At 38.1% G+C, this 19,090-nt stretch carries 18 protein-coding genes; 5 read left to right on the top strand and 13 right to left on the bottom strand.

What is annotated here, in order from left to right; genetic code table 11:
- The 3 genes from G9H60_RS02060 to G9H60_RS02070 form a co-directional block, all read right to left on the bottom strand.
- The gene (locus G9H60_RS02060; RefSeq protein WP_223142461.1) at positions 1-1,098 is read right to left on the bottom strand and encodes a hypothetical protein; all 1,098 of its coding nucleotides are present in this window, start codon (positions 1,096-1,098) and stop codon (positions 1-3) included.
- Between the two features lie 6 nt (positions 1,099-1,104).
- A complete protein-coding gene (locus G9H60_RS02065; RefSeq protein ID WP_223142462.1) occupies positions 1,105-1,500 on the bottom strand; it encodes a response regulator in 396 nt (131 codons plus the stop codon).
- A gap of 201 nt (positions 1,501-1,701) precedes the next feature.
- Positions 1,702-2,328, bottom strand: coding sequence for a hypothetical protein (locus G9H60_RS02070; RefSeq protein ID WP_223142463.1), 627 nt, complete (start codon positions 2,326-2,328; stop codon positions 1,702-1,704).
- Positions 2,329-2,608: 280 nt separating this feature from the next.
- Between G9H60_RS02070 and G9H60_RS02075 the strand changes: the two genes are divergently transcribed.
- Positions 2,609-3,670: a sensor histidine kinase gene (locus tag G9H60_RS02075; protein WP_223142464.1), complete on the top strand. Its 1,062-nt coding sequence runs from the start codon at positions 2,609-2,611 to the stop codon at positions 3,668-3,670.
- Between the two features lie 4 nt (positions 3,671-3,674).
- Positions 3,675-4,418, top strand: coding sequence for a LytR/AlgR family response regulator transcription factor (locus tag G9H60_RS02080; RefSeq protein WP_223142465.1), 744 nt, complete (start codon positions 3,675-3,677; stop codon positions 4,416-4,418).
- On the opposite strand, the gene G9H60_RS02085 is transcribed toward G9H60_RS02080, so the two are convergent.
- The 8 genes from G9H60_RS02085 to G9H60_RS02120 form a co-directional block, all read right to left on the bottom strand.
- A complete protein-coding gene (locus G9H60_RS02085; RefSeq protein WP_223142466.1) occupies positions 4,419-6,425 on the bottom strand; it encodes a TonB-dependent receptor in 2,007 nt (668 codons plus the stop codon).
- Positions 6,425-7,189, bottom strand: coding sequence for a hypothetical protein (locus G9H60_RS02090; protein ID WP_223142467.1), 765 nt, complete (start codon positions 7,187-7,189; stop codon positions 6,425-6,427). Before G9H60_RS02090 ends, G9H60_RS02085 begins: the two co-directional genes overlap by 1 nt.
- A gap of 22 nt (positions 7,190-7,211) precedes the next feature.
- On the bottom strand, positions 7,212-7,976 hold the full coding sequence (locus G9H60_RS02095) for a glycosyltransferase family 2 protein (protein ID WP_223142468.1): 765 nt from the start codon (positions 7,974-7,976) through the stop codon (positions 7,212-7,214).
- A 1-nt stretch (position 7,977) separates the two neighbouring features.
- Positions 7,978-9,249 (bottom strand): glycosyltransferase, encoded by a 1,272-nt coding sequence (locus G9H60_RS02100; protein WP_223142469.1) that lies wholly within the window; start codon positions 9,247-9,249, stop codon positions 7,978-7,980.
- Complete coding sequence (gene wecB / locus G9H60_RS02105) at positions 9,246-10,349, bottom strand: non-hydrolyzing UDP-N-acetylglucosamine 2-epimerase (protein WP_223142470.1); 1,104 nt, start codon at positions 10,347-10,349, stop codon at positions 9,246-9,248. The genes G9H60_RS02100 and wecB overlap by 4 nt, the downstream gene beginning before the upstream one ends.
- A 29-nt stretch (positions 10,350-10,378) precedes the next feature.
- The gene (locus tag G9H60_RS02110; protein WP_223142471.1) at positions 10,379-11,602 is read right to left on the bottom strand and encodes a glycosyltransferase; all 1,224 of its coding nucleotides are present in this window, start codon (positions 11,600-11,602) and stop codon (positions 10,379-10,381) included.
- On the bottom strand, positions 11,599-13,095 hold the full coding sequence (locus G9H60_RS02115; RefSeq protein ID WP_223142472.1) for a polysaccharide biosynthesis C-terminal domain-containing protein: 1,497 nt from the start codon (positions 13,093-13,095) through the stop codon (positions 11,599-11,601). The genes G9H60_RS02110 and G9H60_RS02115 overlap by 4 nt, the downstream gene beginning before the upstream one ends.
- A gap of 61 nt (positions 13,096-13,156) precedes the next feature.
- Complete coding sequence (locus G9H60_RS02120; RefSeq protein ID WP_223142473.1) at positions 13,157-14,260, bottom strand: glycosyltransferase family 4 protein; 1,104 nt, start codon at positions 14,258-14,260, stop codon at positions 13,157-13,159.
- Between the two features lie 109 nt (positions 14,261-14,369).
- Between G9H60_RS02120 and G9H60_RS02125 the strand changes: the two genes are divergently transcribed.
- Positions 14,370-15,299: an NAD-dependent epimerase/dehydratase family protein gene (locus tag G9H60_RS02125; protein WP_223142474.1), complete on the top strand. Its 930-nt coding sequence runs from the start codon at positions 14,370-14,372 to the stop codon at positions 15,297-15,299.
- Between the two features lie 154 nt (positions 15,300-15,453).
- Here the strand turns inward: G9H60_RS02125 and G9H60_RS02130 are convergent, their stop codons facing one another.
- Complete coding sequence (locus G9H60_RS02130) at positions 15,454-16,155, bottom strand: class I SAM-dependent methyltransferase (RefSeq protein WP_223142475.1); 702 nt, start codon at positions 16,153-16,155, stop codon at positions 15,454-15,456.
- A 2-nt stretch (positions 16,156-16,157) separates the two neighbouring features.
- On the bottom strand, positions 16,158-17,270 hold the full coding sequence (locus G9H60_RS02135; protein WP_223142476.1) for a hypothetical protein: 1,113 nt from the start codon (positions 17,268-17,270) through the stop codon (positions 16,158-16,160).
- Positions 17,271-17,363: 93 nt separating this feature from the next.
- On the opposite strand from G9H60_RS02135, the gene G9H60_RS02140 reads away from it, so the two are divergent.
- Complete coding sequence (locus G9H60_RS02140) at positions 17,364-18,605, top strand: M16 family metallopeptidase (protein WP_223142477.1); 1,242 nt, start codon at positions 17,364-17,366, stop codon at positions 18,603-18,605.
- A gap of 2 nt (positions 18,606-18,607) precedes the next feature.
- Complete coding sequence (gene ispF / locus G9H60_RS02145) at positions 18,608-19,087, top strand: 2-C-methyl-D-erythritol 2,4-cyclodiphosphate synthase (RefSeq protein ID WP_223142478.1); 480 nt, start codon at positions 18,608-18,610, stop codon at positions 19,085-19,087.
- Positions 19,088-19,090 lie beyond the last annotated feature (3 nt).

The following is a 19,090-nucleotide window of genomic DNA, read 5'->3' on the forward strand; positions in this document are numbered from 1 at the left end:
TTAAATCAGTCTTTCTTGGGCATGAAGAAACATTTTTTTAATTTTTTCATCAACAACATGGATGTGCTCTAAAGTAAATGTTTGATCAAATTTTTCAGATAAGCGACATGCACTTCGTAATGCCTCAAGCTTAACTTCGTCGACAGTATCGGGATTATTAATGACATCCACCAAATCGTCTAATAAGTCCTTTATTTCTAACAGCTTAATCTGTTTCATCAAATTGACTTGAACATATACGTCTTCTATGTTTTGAATTGTAGCGAGTAATTCTTTAATCAACACATAATTATTTGTTTTAAATAGGAGATTAGCCACGGCAACCGTGATATCGGGGTTGGGGGACTTCAGTAATTTTCTTACGATTTCAGAATCATAGTTTTGTTTAAAATAATCACATAAGATGAGACAAATTTCAACAACATGAATATTGGTGGATGAAAAACCCAGGGAAAAATCAGGGATATTTCTCTGATCTAATTTTTTGCAGCTTTCAATAAAATACTGTTTTTGGCCCTTGTTCATGTGAGTGAAATGCTCAATTCCAACCAGCGGATTATCGATTTGTAATACGAGTAAAGCAACACTAGCTTCTATTTGGATTTCCTTATCATCTTGGTATTTTAAACAGGCTTTAATGAGATCGATGGACTCAATAATTCTCATTTGACCTAATTCCCAAATGATTTTAGGATGGTCATAGGATTTCTTATTTTTCAATAAGTTGAGCGCAATTTGGTCTAGACCTAAGCGAATGTATAAGTCACGAATACGCTCTGAAGCAATGTCTTTTAAGGATCGATGTAACGTGAGTAATTCATGGGTGACTATCTTTCTTTCAAATTCACTTGTATCGATATAGTTTTTTTTGAAGTCTAAAATCAGCTCTAGATTGGGATTAATCCAATCAGGGTGGTACTCTGGATTATTTATTTTAAGGACTAATTCTTCTATTAATTGAATCGTTTTAGTTTTTACAATATCTTTTTTGGTGCGCTGTAGTTTTTTATAGATTCGGATGAAGAATAGGAGTAGACTTAGAATTACAAGAATTGCTGCAAGGCTTACAGAAATATATTGAAGTAGAGATATATACATAGCCTTTTAATTGGACTCTTGGTGAATGTACTGTGTTGGAATCAATCTTTCCTTGACAATTTGATTGATTTCTTGGAGATTATAAGGTTTCAATACTTGTTTTATAGGTATGAAGTTTAGACTTCGTTCCATAAGTCCAGGATTCTCAAAAACGCATAAAAGTAATATGTTTTTGAAAGTGTGGGATTGAACAAAATGATGGATCAAATCGAAACCACTATAAAAAGGTAAAAGGATTTCTGTGATCAAATAATCAACAGGCTCAGATTTAAGTATTTCTAATGCCGTATGTCCATCATGGCACACAAGAATTTTAAATTCATTTTTTTGTAGCACAAAATTGATGGTTTGTGCTAAAATCGTTTCTTCACAGACTAATAAGATAGTAGGTGTAGGAGACATGTTGACATAGGTTTAAATATCCATTTAACTTGGAAAAAATTAAATGTAGGGTTAAAATAGAAATAATAGTCGGGATATTAATTCTGAATTACCCGTAAATGGGAAAAATGAATAAGAGTTATGTCTTTTGAAACGTTTTTTAAAGTAAAACAAAAAGGCGAACCATACGGTCCGCCTTTTTAAGTATTCAGAGAGCAGATATTATTTTTTATTATTAACCTTGTGATTGAAGAATCCCACTTTTAAGCCAACTTGGCCCGAAAATCCAGATAGTTCAGGAAGCTCGTCGTTCCCTATGGCTAGTCGATAATTAGCACCAGCAAACAAGCGGATGTATTTATGAACATTTAATTCAGCATTGATACCTGGTTGTAGACCAAAGGCATTTCGGCCATTTCTCCAATAAAAATTATCGAATCGGCCACCTGGTCCTGGCATAGTAGCAAGCATGGTTTCATCTTGATACCGAATGACACCTATCATTAACGGAAAGCTTAGGTGAACTAATTTATTAGCATTGGGTGTATATGCTAATGATAATGCAGAGAAATTTTGTCTTAAATCATTGGAATAAAATTCGTTTCTGTGACGCATGCTTCCTAAAACGCTTGCTCCAATTTCCCATTTGTTGTTAAGATGCAAGGCTAAAATCCCTCCTTGCTGTGGGCCCAATTGACCGAACTGTACAATGGGAGAAAAAGATAAACCAAAACTTTTGATTTTAGGGGAGCTTCCTCCTTTAAATAAAGTTTTGGTTTCAGATACATCTTTGCTCTCTTTTCTATCTTGTGACGATAGCGTGGTTTGAGCAAAGCTAATTGTTGACATAAACACGGATAAACAGAATACTAGGGGGCGGATTGAATAAAGTTTCATATAACGGTGGTTTGAATTAATGAAACGAATGTAGAAAGCTTTTTTTAGCAAAAAATTTATATTCGATTAGCTTAGTTGAAAGGAGGATGTATCCCCCTATTTTGTCGATAAGTGTAGAAATATTCTTTAGAAGTTGAAATTTGCTCGTTCGTCGATGCATTTTGCTGAGTAGTAGAGTGGATTTCTAATTTGGTATAGATTGGCTAGCTTTGTGGACAATATATCAAGGTGTATGTGGAAGGCTTTATTGCAACCTAAATCTCAACGAACATTTAAAATACTCTTCAACCTCATTTTATGGGGATTATGGATTGGTTTACCCTTATTAAGTCCTGTGCACCAGTCGCACTCCAATGATCATCCACATCCACACCAAAATCCCGAATTCACGGAACATATTTGGTTAGAAATTTGCACTGTAGTTCCTCTGTTCTATACCATCACCTTAGTCTTGATACCTATTGTATTTAGACAAGGTGGTGTTGTTTCCTACATTGTTTCAGTCATTTTATTGGTGATTTCTTTTTGGTTCATTCAGTATTTCGTCATGGCCTATTTATTGCCATTCGATGATCGTGCTTTAGAATGGCCTACATTAAAAGGGTTTTTTCCTTTAATTATGATAACGGGAATTGCCTCTACCTATGGTTTATTGTTGGAATTCATAACCATAGAAGCGAGAAATGAAGAATCAAAAAATGAGCAAATGAAGTCGGAATTGTCTTTTCTTCGTTCACAGATTTCTCCCCACTTTATTTTCAATGTCTTAAATAGTATTGTGTATTTGATTCGTACCAAAGCGGATAAACAAGCGGAGGATGTTACCATCCGTTTATCCAATTTAATGCGCTATATGCTGTATGATTCGGATCAATCCATGATTCCCTTGAATAAGGAGTTGGAATACTTAAAGAATTACATCGACTTGCAAAAAATGCGTTTTGATGATGATGTGAAAATTGAGTTTGAACTAACAGGTACGGTGAAAAATTGCATCATTGAACCCATGTTATTGATTCCATTTGTTGAAAATGCTTTTAAACATGGGGTAGGATTCGTGGTTGATCCGGTGATTAAAATTAGTTTTGGAATTGATGATGGTATTTTGAATTTTAAAGTGGAAAATAAAAAAGGAGATCATGACCCGAATGTAAAGGATGAGAGCTCTGGAATAGGTTTGAAAAATGTTCGTCGACGCTTGGAATTATTGTACCAAGGAAGACATGTACTCAATATTGAGGATTTGGAAAAAGATTTTAAAGTAGGACTGCGATTGAAATTGCATAAATTATAGGCATATGGAAAAGCTACAATGTATTGTTGTTGATGATGAAAACATGGGGAGAAAGTTATTGGAAGAGAATGTCAGACAATTGCCTTTTTTGGAATTGGTGGCATCTTGCAAGAATGCCTTCGAAGCCATGGAAGTTCTTCAAACCCAAACGGTGGATTTAATCTTTTTGGATATACAAATGCCGGGTATGTTAGGGACTCAGTTTTTACAAACCTTGAAAGAAAAACCTTTGACCATTCTAGTCACGGCTTATGATCATTATGCGGTGGAAAGTTATGAATTAGATGTAGTAGATTATTTGATGAAGCCGGTTAGCATTGAGCGCTTTAGCTTAGCAGCTCATAAGGCTTTGGAATTGTTTCAAAACAAGAAAAATAAATTGGATTCTGGATCCAAAGCGGCTATTCCTGAATTAGCTCAGGAAGATTTCTTTTTTGTGAATGTGGAGTATGCCCTGGTTCGCATTTCTATTCCTCAAATCACGCATATAGAAGGATTGAAAGATTATGTTAAAATCTATTTGGAAGGAGAAAAAAGACCTATTTTGACCAAGCTGACGATGAAATCCATTGAAGCCAAAGTAGCGAATCATTCCTTCATGCGTGTACACAAGTCCTTTATTGTGAACATGCGAAAGATAGAATCTATCAAGCAGCAAAGAATCAAAATTGGAACGTTTGAGATACCTGTTAGTGATTCACATGCTAGTGAATTAATGGAAAAGTTGAATTTTACCCGTCCTTCTTAATTAAAAGAAATTCAGTGTTAGACCTCCAGAAAAATTTCTTCCTGGGGAAACATTGTAATATCGTGCACCTACAGCATTTAAGTCGGGACCTGCGCTGTATTTTTCATCTCCAATATTATCTGCCGCAAGCCATAATTCCCAAGTGTATTTAGCCTTATTTTTTCGGTAGGAAATTTTACTATTCCATACTCGACTAGCAGGTAAAACATCTGTATTGGCATCATTCAGATATAAATAATCGGTCATTAGGAACTGCTGATTCCAACTTAAGCCTGGCAATATTTTCCATACCACTAAAAGTGATTGTTGGAATGGACTAGTTCCTGTCAAGAAATTGCCGTTATAGCTTTTGCCTGCCGTACTGTAATCCGTGAATCTGAAGTTCTGCCAGGTGCTTGCAGAAAGGACTTGTAGGTAGGAAGTAGCTGCCCACTGAAGACTTAATTCCATTCCTTGTTGGGTCGTTTTCCCTACATTGTCATAAAAATCAGCGCCATCGGCTGCTCTTCTCAAGACGATGGTTTCGTCCAAATTGAATTGGTATACACTTAGATCCCAGGTTAAATTAGCAGCAGGGCTCCATCCGCGATAACTAAGTTCATAATTCCATCCTTTTTCTGCTCTTAAAGAACGGTTGATGACATTGGTGGAAGGTCTGATTTCAGCGATGCTAGGAGGAGAAAATCCATGGGCAAGCTTAGCTACTAAATTTTGATTAGCACCTAATCTTCTTACAATGGCTAATCTAGGAGAAAATATCCCTTCACTGGATTGGAATTCAGTCCAAAGTTTATTGTAACTACCTGCTAAAGTAAAAGCCCAATTTTTAATTCCATCATATTCCAATTGAGTAAAAATGCCCCCTTGTTGTACACGGGTATTTTGCTCAAATTGTAAAGTATCTTTGACCCCTTTGCGATTGCCATAGGTACGGCTATCAAACTGTCCTATTTGAAATTCGTATCCAAGATCCCATGTAAATTGACCTTTTCCAGCAGCTTGTTTGTAGTGGATAACTCCTCGATTATTTAAGTTAGGTTCTTCTCTAAATTCATAATTTCGGATGGTTGGGTTTTCGATGCTATTAACTTGTACAGCATGAATGGCATCCCAAGCCCAATTGGAATTCCAAGCGTTGGAAACATGTGCTCCTACAAAATAACTCTTTAATTTAAAGGTAGCCATTTGCTCGATAGCTCCTTTATTGATTCCAGCCGCTGGTCTGGCTTGAATGGGATTTTCTTGGTACTGTTTTAGGGTTAATCCACCTGGAGTTTGATAAGCCAAATCACCATAATAAGCAATTAAATTAATGGCTCCAGTTGTACCAAAACTCTTATTCCACTCATAGGAAAACCATTGCTTTTTCATGGCTGATTGATCACGGTAACCCTTTTGTTGCCAAAATGAGGTATAAAAACGATGGGAACTCGTAGGATTTCCCAATCGAATATCCCAGGATTGTTTGTATCCGCCTAAGGAATGAAAAAGTTCTTGATGCTGAACCGAAGGAGCACGGTAGGCTTGACTGGAAAGTAATAATACACCACCTGTTCCTGCTCCATATAGACCTCCACTAGGACCTTTGGATACCACTAATTGTTGGAATTGTTCAGGATCCAGCAGGGAAAAATAAGAGTTATTTCCTGCATCAGTAAAGGACATTTGATTCCAATAAATTTTCACATTTCTAACACCAAAAGGTGCTCGAAGTGAGCTACCTCGTATGGCTAAACGATAACTACCCGGAGAGCGTTCTTCCATTCGAATACCGGCTTGTGAATTTAATGCAGGTAAGAAGCTGAGGGCATTCCCAACTTGCAGTTTACTGGAATCTAGTAATACAATGGCATCAGGTGAACGGAGTGGGTTACGTTTTTTTTCAAAGGCTTGTACTTCTACGTTGGCTAAGGTTTTATTCGAAAATTCATCTTTGCTTTGTGACCAAGCGAGGGTAGGGATGAGTAAGCAAATACAAATCCTGATGGTAGAAATAATGCGTATCATTAAAAATAGTAGGTAAGGTAGGCAGAAAGAAAATGTACACTAGAAGCCGGAATTGATTTAGAATTTGGATTCGAGGACGAGCCCAAGTTAAGCAATTCATACATGAAGGTTGCCCCGATTTGTTGGTGTTTATATTCCAATTTCCCTTTAAAAGAAAGGTCGTTGGCAGTACTTAGGGTTTGAAATGGCACACCTACATAACGTCCAAATAAAGTGACTTCCCGAATGATAGGTTCAAATACTTGTGCCGAAATAGCGAAGTCGTTTTTACCCGGAATTTTTAATCCAAAACCAGCCGTAATACCATGTAAACTGTATTTTTCTTCTTCAATGTATTTATAAGACGGGGTCGAAATTTTTCTAGCCAATGATTTACTATAAATACTTACCATGGGATAGAAGAAAGGATCTACTTTTTTAGCTTTATGCTGCCACTTAATCCCCAATTCTGCTTCTCCACCTCGGTAAGCAGATTCTAATTCATTTAAATTCGTTGGGGTATTTTGAGGTTCAATAAAACTATAATTGGCTAAGTCTACGGGAGAATGATGCGTATTTCCGTAGGTTTTTAATCTCAAGAAAAATAGTTTTTTGGCATTAGGTTTTTGAAAGGTAATTTGTGTAGAGAAATCAATGGTTTGTTGATTTTCATACCACATTATACGGCTACTACCTACACTGCTTTCTAATTTAAACTTTTGGCCCCAAGATATAGGTCCAGAAAGAAGTAAAAAAAGTATGACTAAGTAGTTTAGGTTTTTCATATTCCTGTAAAATTATAAAAGATTACCAGTATTTACCTCTTTTTTGCCAGGTAAAAAGTAGACCTCGAATGATGATAATCAGGTGATTCATGCACGTGGTAAAAAAGCCAAAGTGATTGCTCAATATTTGAAATCTTTCTTTCCAACTTGTTTTTAGATTCTTAACGGAGGCCCCTCCCATTAAGTAGCGACAAATGGGATAGGCTGTTTTCTGGATTCCTTTTGCCAATTTCAAACAATTAATCTCCCAATCAATATCCGAACTCATGCGGTATTCCATGGAAAACGCAGGGGCTAATTCTCTTTTGGCTATGAAGGATTGATGGCATACTAACATGCCTTTATCAAAGTCTTTCCAAGTTAAGTGATCCGGAAGTGGATGTGGACTGACTTCAGAACGTAAGCCAATGGCCTTTCCTGCGGGGTTGACAAATATGGCATCTCCATAAAGTACGTCAGGGTCTTTTTGTAAGTCCAAAAGTATTTGGTGTAAGGTATCTGGACCCGCAAAAGTATCTCCAGCATTTAAAAAATAGAGGTATTTGCCTGTGGCTAATTTCATGCCTTTATTCATGGCATCATAAATTCCTTTGTCTGGCTCAGAAACTATATGTGCAATCTGAGAGGCATAATTTTGTGCCAGCTCTAATGTACGGTCACGGGATCCACCATCCATGATGATGACTTCAAAATCCTGCTCACCTTGGGAGAAAATACTGCGCAAGGTATTTTCAATGTAAGCTTCAGCTTGGTAGGTGACCGTGATAATACTGAGAAGTTTTGACATACTATAGGCTGGTTTGATAAAATTGTAGGTGTTTATTAGCAATGATGGAGGACTCGTAATGAGTGGCCACTTTTTTTCTTGCCTCTTGACCTAATTTTTCAGATTGTGGTAGGATGTAGGAAATGCCTCGACAAAGATCTGCTGCTTGAAGTTTTTGTGCAACATAACCATTGACTTCATGGTCTATCATCTCGGGGATTCCGCCTACTTCAAAACCCAAGCATGGTGTTCCACAGGCCATGGCTTCCATGATGGTATTGGGTAAGTTTTCTTCCAAAGATGGAGTAATAAACATGGCGGATGATTGGTAGGCCTTTATCATCGTTGATACATCCTGTACTTTTCCTAAGGTATGTATGTTCAATGCCAAAGATTGCATGATTTCAGGATCCGAAATTTCACCTACGACTAAAAGTTCGGTTTGTTGAACTAAAAGGGGATGTTCAATGGCCCATTGGTGTAAAGCGGTTTTTAAATAGGAAAAACCTTTTTCTGGGGCAGAAACGCGCATGGCAACAAACAATAAATACTGTTTGTCAGGATTTAGCCCGAGAGAGATTTTGGCTTGAGTCGCATCTCCCGGTTGAAAAATAGCCACATCGATGGGATTAGCGATGGTTTTTATTGGGGTACCATTTAATATACTACTTGATTTAGCCCGATTACCCAACCAATCAGAGCAAGTGATGATTTGTAAGTTGGGATAATGAAATTGCTTCATTTTCTTTGCCCATAATTGATGAGATAAATCTTGAGGTTCTGGTTTGGCTAAAAATTTACAGTGTCCACATGTCTGTTCAAAGCCTTTACAATCTCCACTATGATGGCATCCTCCGGTGAATGCCCACATGTCGTGCAGGGTCCAGAAAACAGGTTTATTCAACTGTAATAGTTTTTCAATGGAGCGGATGGAAAGAAAGCCAAAATTGACCCAATGTAAATGAATGATGTCCGCTTCTTGGATAGCAGGGTGTTGGGAAATATCTTGTCCGAAAATACCGGGATTAAACAAGAAACGAATGGATTTATTTCGTTCAAATCGAGCAAAATAGAGCCTTTCTGCTACAAATCGGAGAAATGCCATCCATTTTTTCACAGCGGAAACAGCTAGTAAAATGGACGAGTCTTCACCAGTTTTCTCTTGAACTAAGGTAGTCACTTGATGGCCTGCTTTTTCCAAAGCGTCATGCAGTCGACCGCAGGCAATCGCTGCTCCACCATTATGATTATGGTAGGAAAGTAGAACGATTTTCAAGGGTCGAGTTTGGCTCATGAATGCGGAAACAATTGGTGGATAATGGCGGCAATTCTTTCTGCAGTATGTCCGTCCCAAAGAGGAGGTACTTCTCCTTTTTTGACTTCACCTTTCAAAATGGCTAATAAGGCAGCATAGGTTTTCTTTGGATCTAAATCCGCCAATAACTGGTTAGTACCTAAAGTGACCGTAATGGGTCTTTCCGTACTATCACGGAAGGTTAAGCATGGAACTCCTAAATAGGTTGTTTCTTCTTGAATTCCTCCAGAATCAGTTAAAATAGCGGAGGCATTGGACATCAATTGAATGAACTCCAAATAACCTAAAGGTTCAGTAAGAATCAAATTCGGAATTTTATTCAGTCGATTCGTTAATTGAAATTTATCCATGTGGGCTCTCGTTCTTGGGTGAATAGGGAAGACCACTTTGGTTTGAGAGGTACTCAATTCCAATAATTCCAAGATAGAATTTAGCCCTTGTTCGGTATCCACATTAGCTGGACGGTGCATAGTGACTACAATGAATTTGTTGGCTTGAACCTGCAAATCCTCCATGATGGAACTCTGTTTGGCTTTTTCACGGTAGCGTTCTAGAGAATCTATCATGACATTACCTACAAAGAATACTTTTTCGGGAGCTACACCTTCATTTTTTAGGTGTTGCATACCACTTTCTTCGGTAACAAAAAGGTAATTAGCCACCGAGTCAGTCAAAATTCGATTAATCTCTTCGGGCATTTTGCGGTCACCACTACGTAAACCAGCTTCAACATGTGCCACAGGAATATCCAGCTTAATGGCTACTAAAGTACAAGCCAGGGTAGAAGTTACATCTCCTACTACAATGATCAAATCTGGCTTTTCGGCTTGAACAATGGGTTCAAAAGCCAACATGATTTTGGCAGTAACTTCAGATTGCGAACCTCCACCTATACCTAAGAAGAAATCAGGTTTAGGTAATTCCAATTGAGTGAAAAATACATCACTCATATTGGCGTCAAAATGCTGACCAGTATGTACAATTTTGGATTCCCAGCCCTCCATGGCCTGTATGGCACGGTGTAACGGTGCTACTTTCATGAAATTAGGTCTGGCACCTACTATTTGTAATACTTTCATGTCAATTTTGTTGTGATGTTTAAATAAAACTACCGCTTATTTTGATGATTTATGGCAAATTTAAAGGCCTCCATGTAATTATTTAATACGGTATGTATATTGATTTCTTGTTCAATAATCTTCTTGGAAGCCAATCCCAATTGCTTGATTTTTTCTGGATGTTGGAATAAATCTGAAACCACATCTACCAAGCTTTTCATTGATCCAGACTCAAAATACCGTCCATTGAGGCCTTCTTTGACTAACCTTTTTTCGGTACCATCGGCTACCGAACAAACTACTGGTTTGCCAAAACACATGGCTTCATTGATGGATAAACCTCCCATACCAGCTAATACATAAATGCCGGAGGCCAAGGTGATTTTTCCTAGCTCTTGCATGTCGTAAATGCCTCCCCAAAAGTGTATATACTCATTAGCGTTTAGGCTTTCAGCTAATTCCTTGAGTGTGTCTAATTCAGGGCCATCACCCACGATGTGTAATTCAGTTAATGGGAATTGAGCTTTAAGCTGTACCGTTGCTTGGATGAGCAAGTCGACCTGCTTCCATTTAACCAATCTCCCCACATGGAGTAATCGGTGCGGGTGAGTTTCAGGTAAGCCTACCTTTTCTATAGCGGCATATTGCTGAGCTATATAATCCGTATCAGGTGAATTGGCAGTAACAAAGACTTTTTCCTCAGACACTCCATAGCTAGCATGTATTTGCTTAGCTTCATCCAAATAATTGATGTGGGCATCCACTAGATTTACAAATCGTTTACGGCTTTCTCTTACCAACCAATATTTTAGGTATGCTAGCAGGGATGTACTTTTCTGATGTTGTTGGTTATTTTCAGTAATTCCACCTCCTCGTAAGTAATAGTCGATGGCCTCTTGATACTGAGGAACCTGAAAAGGAATCTCTTTGGAAATGAGTGCTACATTTTGCTGACGCAAAAAGCGGTACCAGGATGGATAAAAAACATAAGCCAATTGATATGGCCAATTGACCATTAACACATCAGGTTTTTCTTGAAGGATTAAATCTTTTAGGCCTTTAAAGAACTTTTTGCCATAGTACGTCGTGTACTCTTCGGCATAAATCACCTTAAATTCAATACCGCTTTTACTCTCAAAAACACCAGCGCCTAACGTTGCACCATTGCCGGATGGTACTACAACGACTACTTCCACACCAAATTCATGCTGTAATTTATTCAGCACCAAATTATAATAATGAGGAAGGCCACCGGCCAATGACATTAATTTCATTTCTTCAAATAGTTTTTAATCAATTGGTTCATGTCTGGAGATAAATTAAACTTCCAGGCTGCCAATAAAAACAGGATACTCACACTAATCGTTTTAACACTCAGATTTAAAAACCAGCTAATCCATTTTTCTCCACCAATTTCAGGCACTTGCTTGACCAATAGGTAAATGATGCCGCTCACCACTAAGATACCTAGCGTACGGATTTCGAAGGGCTGTAAGCCCATTTTGGCCCAAATGAATACATATTTGATGGCATTGTAAATGAATAATGCTAATAGGCTTGCGAATGCCGCACCATTAAATGAATAAAGTGGGATAAATATGAGGTTACCAATGACCACGATGCTCGCTAAAATGATGTAGAAAAGTAAGTCGTAGCGGTAAAATTTAGAATTAATCAATATTTCCGAATTTAATCCCGTACCCATGTCAATAATCTTACTGATACCCACCATCAAGACCACCCAGCGCCCCGTTTCATACACTTCGGACCTAGGAATGATTTGGTAGATTTGGTCTAGATTGACCCACACCAAAAGAAATAAGAAACAACCCACTAGGAGCAAATTTAATGACGATTTCTTATAAATTTCTTCAATTTGACTCGTGTCATTTCGTTTCCAAGCTTGGGCCAAAAGGGGGGTAGAAATAGCAGCAATCACATTTCTTGGAATAGCAATCATCAAGGCCATACGGGAGTTGATATCAAAAATGGCCGTGGTACCTAAACCTCCAGCATAGGCTGGTAACATGATTTTCTCCACATGTTGAATTAGCGTAAAACTGGCTCCTGCCAAAATTACCCATGCTCCGTAACCCATCATTTCTTTGAAGATTGGTTTTCTCAAAAAGGAGAAATCCATTTTGGTATAGAAGCGTTTTAACTGTTTAATGTAAAGTAATAGCGCCACCACGGCAAGTATATACGAAACAGTGATCCCTTGCACCAATTGATGAAAATTCAGAAATCCAAAGCCATAAGCTACAATCAAAAGAGCATTGGCGATTCGTAAATAAAGCTCACGAATGATGGCAGGAACCACAATCCTTAAATGTACTCTTGCATAGGATTCCAATACACTCATGTACAGAAAACTAGCGGTAAGGGGAATGATATAATAAAAATAAGTAGGTAGCAATGGCGAGTTTTCAGCATAAAACTGATTGAAAACCCCTCTTAGAGCCACATAGCCAAAACTAAATAAAGCCAATCCTACTAAAGGTGAGAGCAAAAGAAAGGTAAAAAATCCACCATGTTGATTTTCAGGATTATCGAAATGAGGGAAAAAGCGTACAGCAATATGGGGTATACCAAAGTGCGTAAACGATGAAAAAATCAAGGGAATACTGACCAATGCACCGGCTATTAAACCTACTTCCGCTTGGGTCAGAAATTTATTGTAGAGAAAAATGACATTGAACGTCCCGATGGCCGTACCTAAATAGGTAACTATTGAGCCTTTTAAACTTTGTCGGATGACGATCCCCATGCGATAATTTTAGAATAATCAACAAATTTACACAATTGCCTTCATTGAATGAATTCAAATTTTAGGCCAATAACTGTTTAATGCTTTGACTTAATTTGCCCACCTCATAATGTTCCTGCATATGGGATCTAGCGGCCATTCCCATTTGTTGGCATAATTCTGGATTTGAAGCCAGGCGAATTAAGGCATTTCCCATCGCCTCCACATCATGTTCATCCACTAAAATACCGGTAACTTCTTCTTTTACTGCTTCTGGTATTCCCGCATGTCGAGTAGAAACTATGGCCAAGCCGGTGGCGGATGCTTCTAAAATAGCCACAGGTGTGCCTTCTGAATCTCCTGAAGGGGTTACAATGGAATGTTGAATAAAGGCATCAGCTTCTTGTAATAAAGGCAAATATTCAGCAGGTGATTTTGCGCCTAAAAAATGGATATTATTCTCCAATTGTTGCGTTTTTACATAATCTTTGGCTTCCTGCCAAAGTGGACCATCGCCCACCATGTTGAATTGAGCATCAGGAAATTGTTTTAGCAGTATTTCAAAGGATTTAATGCTTAATAAGGACCCTTTTTTGGCGGCAAATCGAGCTACTGAAATAAGTTGAAACGCTGTTGATTTTTTCTTTTGGCTAGCAGGATAAAACTGATTTAGATCGACGCCACATGGGATAACATGTAGATTGGGTAAAGGGCCACAGATTTTTTCTAAGGTCGGTTTCATGGCAGAGGCCACAACAATGATGGCCTTGGCTATAGGTAAAACTTGAGCGTATCGAGCACCATAATTTTCCAGAGTTTTGGTTTCATTGGCGTCAAAACCTAAAAAGACGATTCCAAATGGTACTTTTTCAGCTTGACATGCTTCGAAAATATGCGTCCCTAATGGCCCGTAATTAGCTAAAAACGCATCTATTTGATTGTTTCGTAAGTATTTTCTAAGGAAATACGTGTAAATCTTTTGGTATAAATCTGGTAAAATTCGACGGAGACTTCCTCTTACCAGCAACTTATTCAAAGGAAAGGGGTAAATGGAACCACCGCTATACAATCGACTAGGCTGCCAACCTTCATACAAAACGGAATGTGGTTGAAGCTGTTTGATTTGCTCATCAATGAAGGTTTCAGAATAGGAAAAGTAATTGGATCGAGCAATAAGAAGCTTCATCGAATGGGGTTCGAGGTGAATGATTTAACGAAAATACGAAATTATTTTAAAGCCTTCCCGACTAGGTTAATCAAATCTTAGCTCTATTTTTGCAAGGCATTTGACAGGTATGGAAAAAATATTACTCATTGGTGGAGCTGGCTTTTTAGGATTGAATTGGATTCAATTTCTCGAAAATCAAGTAGCAAGCCAAGAAGTAGCATTAACTGTTTTATCGAGGCATCATCATGCCGACTTAGATCGATTCCCTCAAGTGAAATTTGTCCAAGGAGACTATGGGAATATTGATTTATTGAATCGATTATTTCAAGAAGAGCGTTTTACCCAGGTTTTTCACTTTGCTAGTACCATAGTTCCTGCTACTTCTACCCAAAACGTTTCAGAAGATTTAGAGGCTAATTTGACTCCCACGATTCAATTGTTGGAAGTCATGAAGCAGCATGATTGTCGCTTCCTAGTCTATTTTTCTTCGGGTGGTGCAGTGTATGGCCATGCCGGATTGGAGGCATTGAATGAAAACCAGGCCTGTAAGCCAATTTCGTCCTATGGGATCATTAAGCTGGCCGTTGAACATTTCATTCAACTTTATTCCAAAATCCATCAAATTGATTATTTGATTTTACGCTTATCGAATCCCTTTGGGTATTTTCATCATTCAGATCAACAAGGTGTTATCAATATTGCTTTACGTAAGGCACTACGAGGAGAGACGTTTACTGTTTGGGGAGATGGTAGCCAGACCAAGGATTATATTTTTGCGGAGGATATTGCCAAGGCCATATTTCAATTGTGGCAGTCGGGCCATAAAAACGATACCATCAATATCGGATATGGTTCAGCCATCTCCTTGTCGAACATTTTAGACAAAATCAAAGGACTTATTCCGGGTTTTCAAGTAGTATACAAGGAGGCAAAACCTACTGATGTCCCTCATGTTTGCTTGGATATCCAAAAACTAGAATCTCTTATTCCATTCGAAAAAACTGCATTTGATGAAGCCTTGGAGAGAACGTGGAAATGGGAAGAAGGTAATTCATAATTATAAGTTATAGGTTATAAATTATAATGTATTGTTAATCATAAAGAATGATTCTATTTGAATAAAAATGCTCTAAGGTACTCTAATATCGATTTTCGAAGGATTTGACACAAAAGTTTAAAAAAAGCCAAATTTATAATCTATAACTTATAAACTATAATTTCTTAGCTACCAATATAAACGTACAAGCATCTTCTCTTCGGGATTTATTTCCAGCGATTTTATCAAAGAAGATGATGAAAGGTTGCAAGAGCATAGACCAAAGTGGGCGAATGGATTTAGGGAATTTGAATAAAAGGCCATCTTGGAATAATTGAAGTCCCATAGAAGAGCGCGAAAGGATACCTTCAAAATACACTATTTCAAATCCAGCTTCTTTAACAATCTTTTGTAAACCCGCAGAAGTCCAACGCCAGAAGTCGGTTGGGTCGGGATGAAACATCCAATAACCATGAGTAGAAAGAATCAATTTGCCATCTTTTTGTAAAATCCGACAAGCCTCTTTTAGATAGGATGTTGGATCTTCCACATGTTCCAAAACCTGTGTAGATAATACAAAACCCACACTTTCATCGGGCATGTCGATGATGCCTTTAGGGTCTACTACGACATCGGCTTTGGTGTTTATGGCTAAGTCCAGACCAATGTATTGTTCCACAAATGGACCGAAAAGTGGCTCATATGGCTTGTTGCCGCAGCCATAATCTGCCAACAATTGGTGAGGAGAGTTTTTGACAAATAGTTCAATGACCCTTTCCAATTGCTTTCTTAGTTGGATTAGGTAATAATAACGGGCCGACATTCTTCCCCAGATTTTGGGATAAAGACGTTCTACTCCAGCTTCTCTACTTTCCATAATTACAATAGTTTGGATAAGCGATGGTACTCATCCTGCGAATTTTTATATTCAATATACTCCTTAGAAAGGTGCAAATATTTTTTGGCTTTGGCTCTTTGGCCCGACTTATGCGCAATTCGGCATAAGCCCAAATAAGCTAAGCCTCGGATATCTTTAGTAAACCTTTCTTCAAAAGGATAAGCTAAGGCTTTCAAATAATGAGCTTCTGCTTGGGCTAACTTCCTTTTCCCAAATTCGTCCGCTATCCCTCTAAACACACATGCAGCACCGGTATAATAGGGGATTTTTAATTTGTCCAATTTCTCGTTGAAGATTTCCCCTTCTTCAAAATTATTGGTCAAGGCCAAAAGCTCAGCTCTTTGGAGTAAAAATAGGTGGTTACTTGGAAAATCTTCTAATAATGCTTGATTTAATGGAAGTGCTTTGGCAGGTGTACCCTCGTATTTGTTGTAGACATAACCTAAATAAAACCGACCTTCATTTTTCACGAAAATAGTTTTACGCGTACTTTGATCAAGGTAACTTAAACCCGCGCGCTTATTTCCATCTTCAAAAAAGACCATAAATGGTTTAATGACAGGATGAAGCTCCGGGTATACAATGCGGTAATAATTATAAATACCAGCCGAGTACAAAAATTCAGGCTGCTTATCTGTGTTTTTTAGTGCAATTTTTAGAAAGGAATAGGATTTGCGTGTATAAGAAACGGCCTTCATGAAGTTTTGATTATCCGCTTCATAGGCAGCTAAAAATCCAGTAGACGAGATACAAAAGAAGACAGCTTCTAGATCATTTTCATTTTTTTCGTAGGCAGCTTCAGCTAATTCGAAACTCCTTTCCAAATAGGCCAAATAGGCCTTACTTTGATTAAGATGATCTTTTAAGGGAAAGTATTGTTTTTCCCATTGCATTGCCAACAATAAATAACTACTTGGATGCTTTGGGTATTTGGCTTTTAGCGAATTAAAATCCTCGGTGGCCTCTTTGAACTCATGGTTGTACATGTGGTTCAAGCCGTTTGAAATCCAATCTTTAGCTTGATTGTCCGCTAAAATTTGTCCAGAAATATTCCAGGACCATAGACAAAAAAGGACAATAAAAATTCGCCGCATATACGCTCAATTGAATTGCAAAAATACGTAAGTACTGTGGTTTTTGGGCCTAATTTTTTACTTTTGTTTCTATTTTAATATTAAACTTCCCGAATGATTTCATTTCAAGAATTTACCTTAGACAACGGCTTACGTGTGATCGTACATGAAGACCCTAGCACTACATTAGCAGTGATGGATGTGATTTACGATGTTGGTTCTCGAGATGAAGACCCTAGTCGAACAGGATTCGCTCATTTATTTGAGCATCTGATGTTTGGGGGCTCAGAAAATATTCCCAATTACGACAGTCCTTTGCAGCGTGTTGGGGGTGAAAATAATGCATTTACTACACCTGATTTAACGAATTATTACATCAGTTTGCCCTATCAAAATCTGGAAACAGCTTTTTGGTTGGAGTCTGATCGAATGAAGCAATTGGCTTTTAATCCTAATTCCCTGGAAGTTCAAAGAAAAGTAGTCATTGAAGAATTTAAACAACGTTATTTGAATCAGCCTTACGGCGATTTATGGCTGAAGTTTAGGCCTATGATTTACCAACAGCATCCTTACCGATGGGCTACTATTGGAGCTGATATTAAGCATATTGAGGATGCGACACTAGAAGATGTAAAAGCATTCTTTTATCAACATTATGTACCAGCCAATGCGGTTTTGGTGGTTGCGGGAAGGGTGAATTTTGATGAAGTAAAAACATTAGCTGAAAAATGGTTTGGACCTATTCCAGGAGGTGTGAAGCCCCTTCGTCAATTGGTTCAGGAACCTGAGCAGAAAGAAAATCGAAAAATGGAAATTTCTGCCAATGTGCCATCCGACAGAATATATAAAGCATATCCGATGGTAGGGCGATATCAGCCTGGTTTTCATGCCATTGATATGTTGGCCGACTTGATGGGAAGAGGGGAATCTTCTTATTTATATGAACATTTAGTTCAGAATAAACGAATATTTGATTCATTAAATGCCTACCAAATGGGTTCCATGGACCCGGGTATTTTGGTGATTCAAGGTCAGATAAGTGAGGGAGTGGATATTGAAACTGCGGATAATGCCTTGGAAGAGCTAATTCAGGAATTTGTCCAATCAGGAATTGTAGAAAAATCTTTACAAAAAGTAAAAAATCAAGCGGAGGCTAGTTTAGTCTTCATGGAAGTGGAGGTCTTAAACCGAGCGATGAATCTGGCCATGGCTGCCAATGCGGGTGATCCGAATTGGGTAAATACGGAAGCTGAAAAAATCCAAGCCGTTTCATTGTCGGATGTACAATCTTGGGCAAAACGCTTGTTTATTGATGGGAAATCGAATACCTTATGGTATAAGAAAGAAAAAAATTAGACATGAAGATACGCGTAGGACAAGGATATGATGTGCATCGCTGGGTTGAGGGGAGACCCTGTATTTTGGGAGGTATTGAAATAGAATCAGCCAAGGGGCCTTTAGGTCATTCGGATGCTGATTTAGTTTGTCATGTCATTTGCGACGCCTTATTAGGTGCAGCCAATCTACGAAATATTGGTTTTCATTTTTCGGATAAAGATCCACAATGGAAGGGAGTTTCCTCCATTGCCTTATTGATTCGTGTATTAGAAATGATTCGAGAAAAAGGTTGGAAAATTGGCAATGTGGATGTGACCATTATCTTGGATCAACCTAAGTTAAATCCACACATACCTGCTATGCAAGCTAATTTGGCCCAAGTGATGGCAGTAGATTTGGATCAAATTACCTTAAAAGCAACCACTTCCGAGGGAATGGGTTTTGTAGGAAGAGGAGAAGGAATTTCGGCCATGGCAGTGGCGCTAATTACTGCTGAGTAAGCT

The sequence above is a fragment of the Aquirufa aurantiipilula genome, assembly GCF_019923745.1.
GTDB classification, from domain to species: domain Bacteria; phylum Bacteroidota; class Bacteroidia; order Cytophagales; family Spirosomataceae; genus Aquirufa; species Aquirufa aurantiipilula.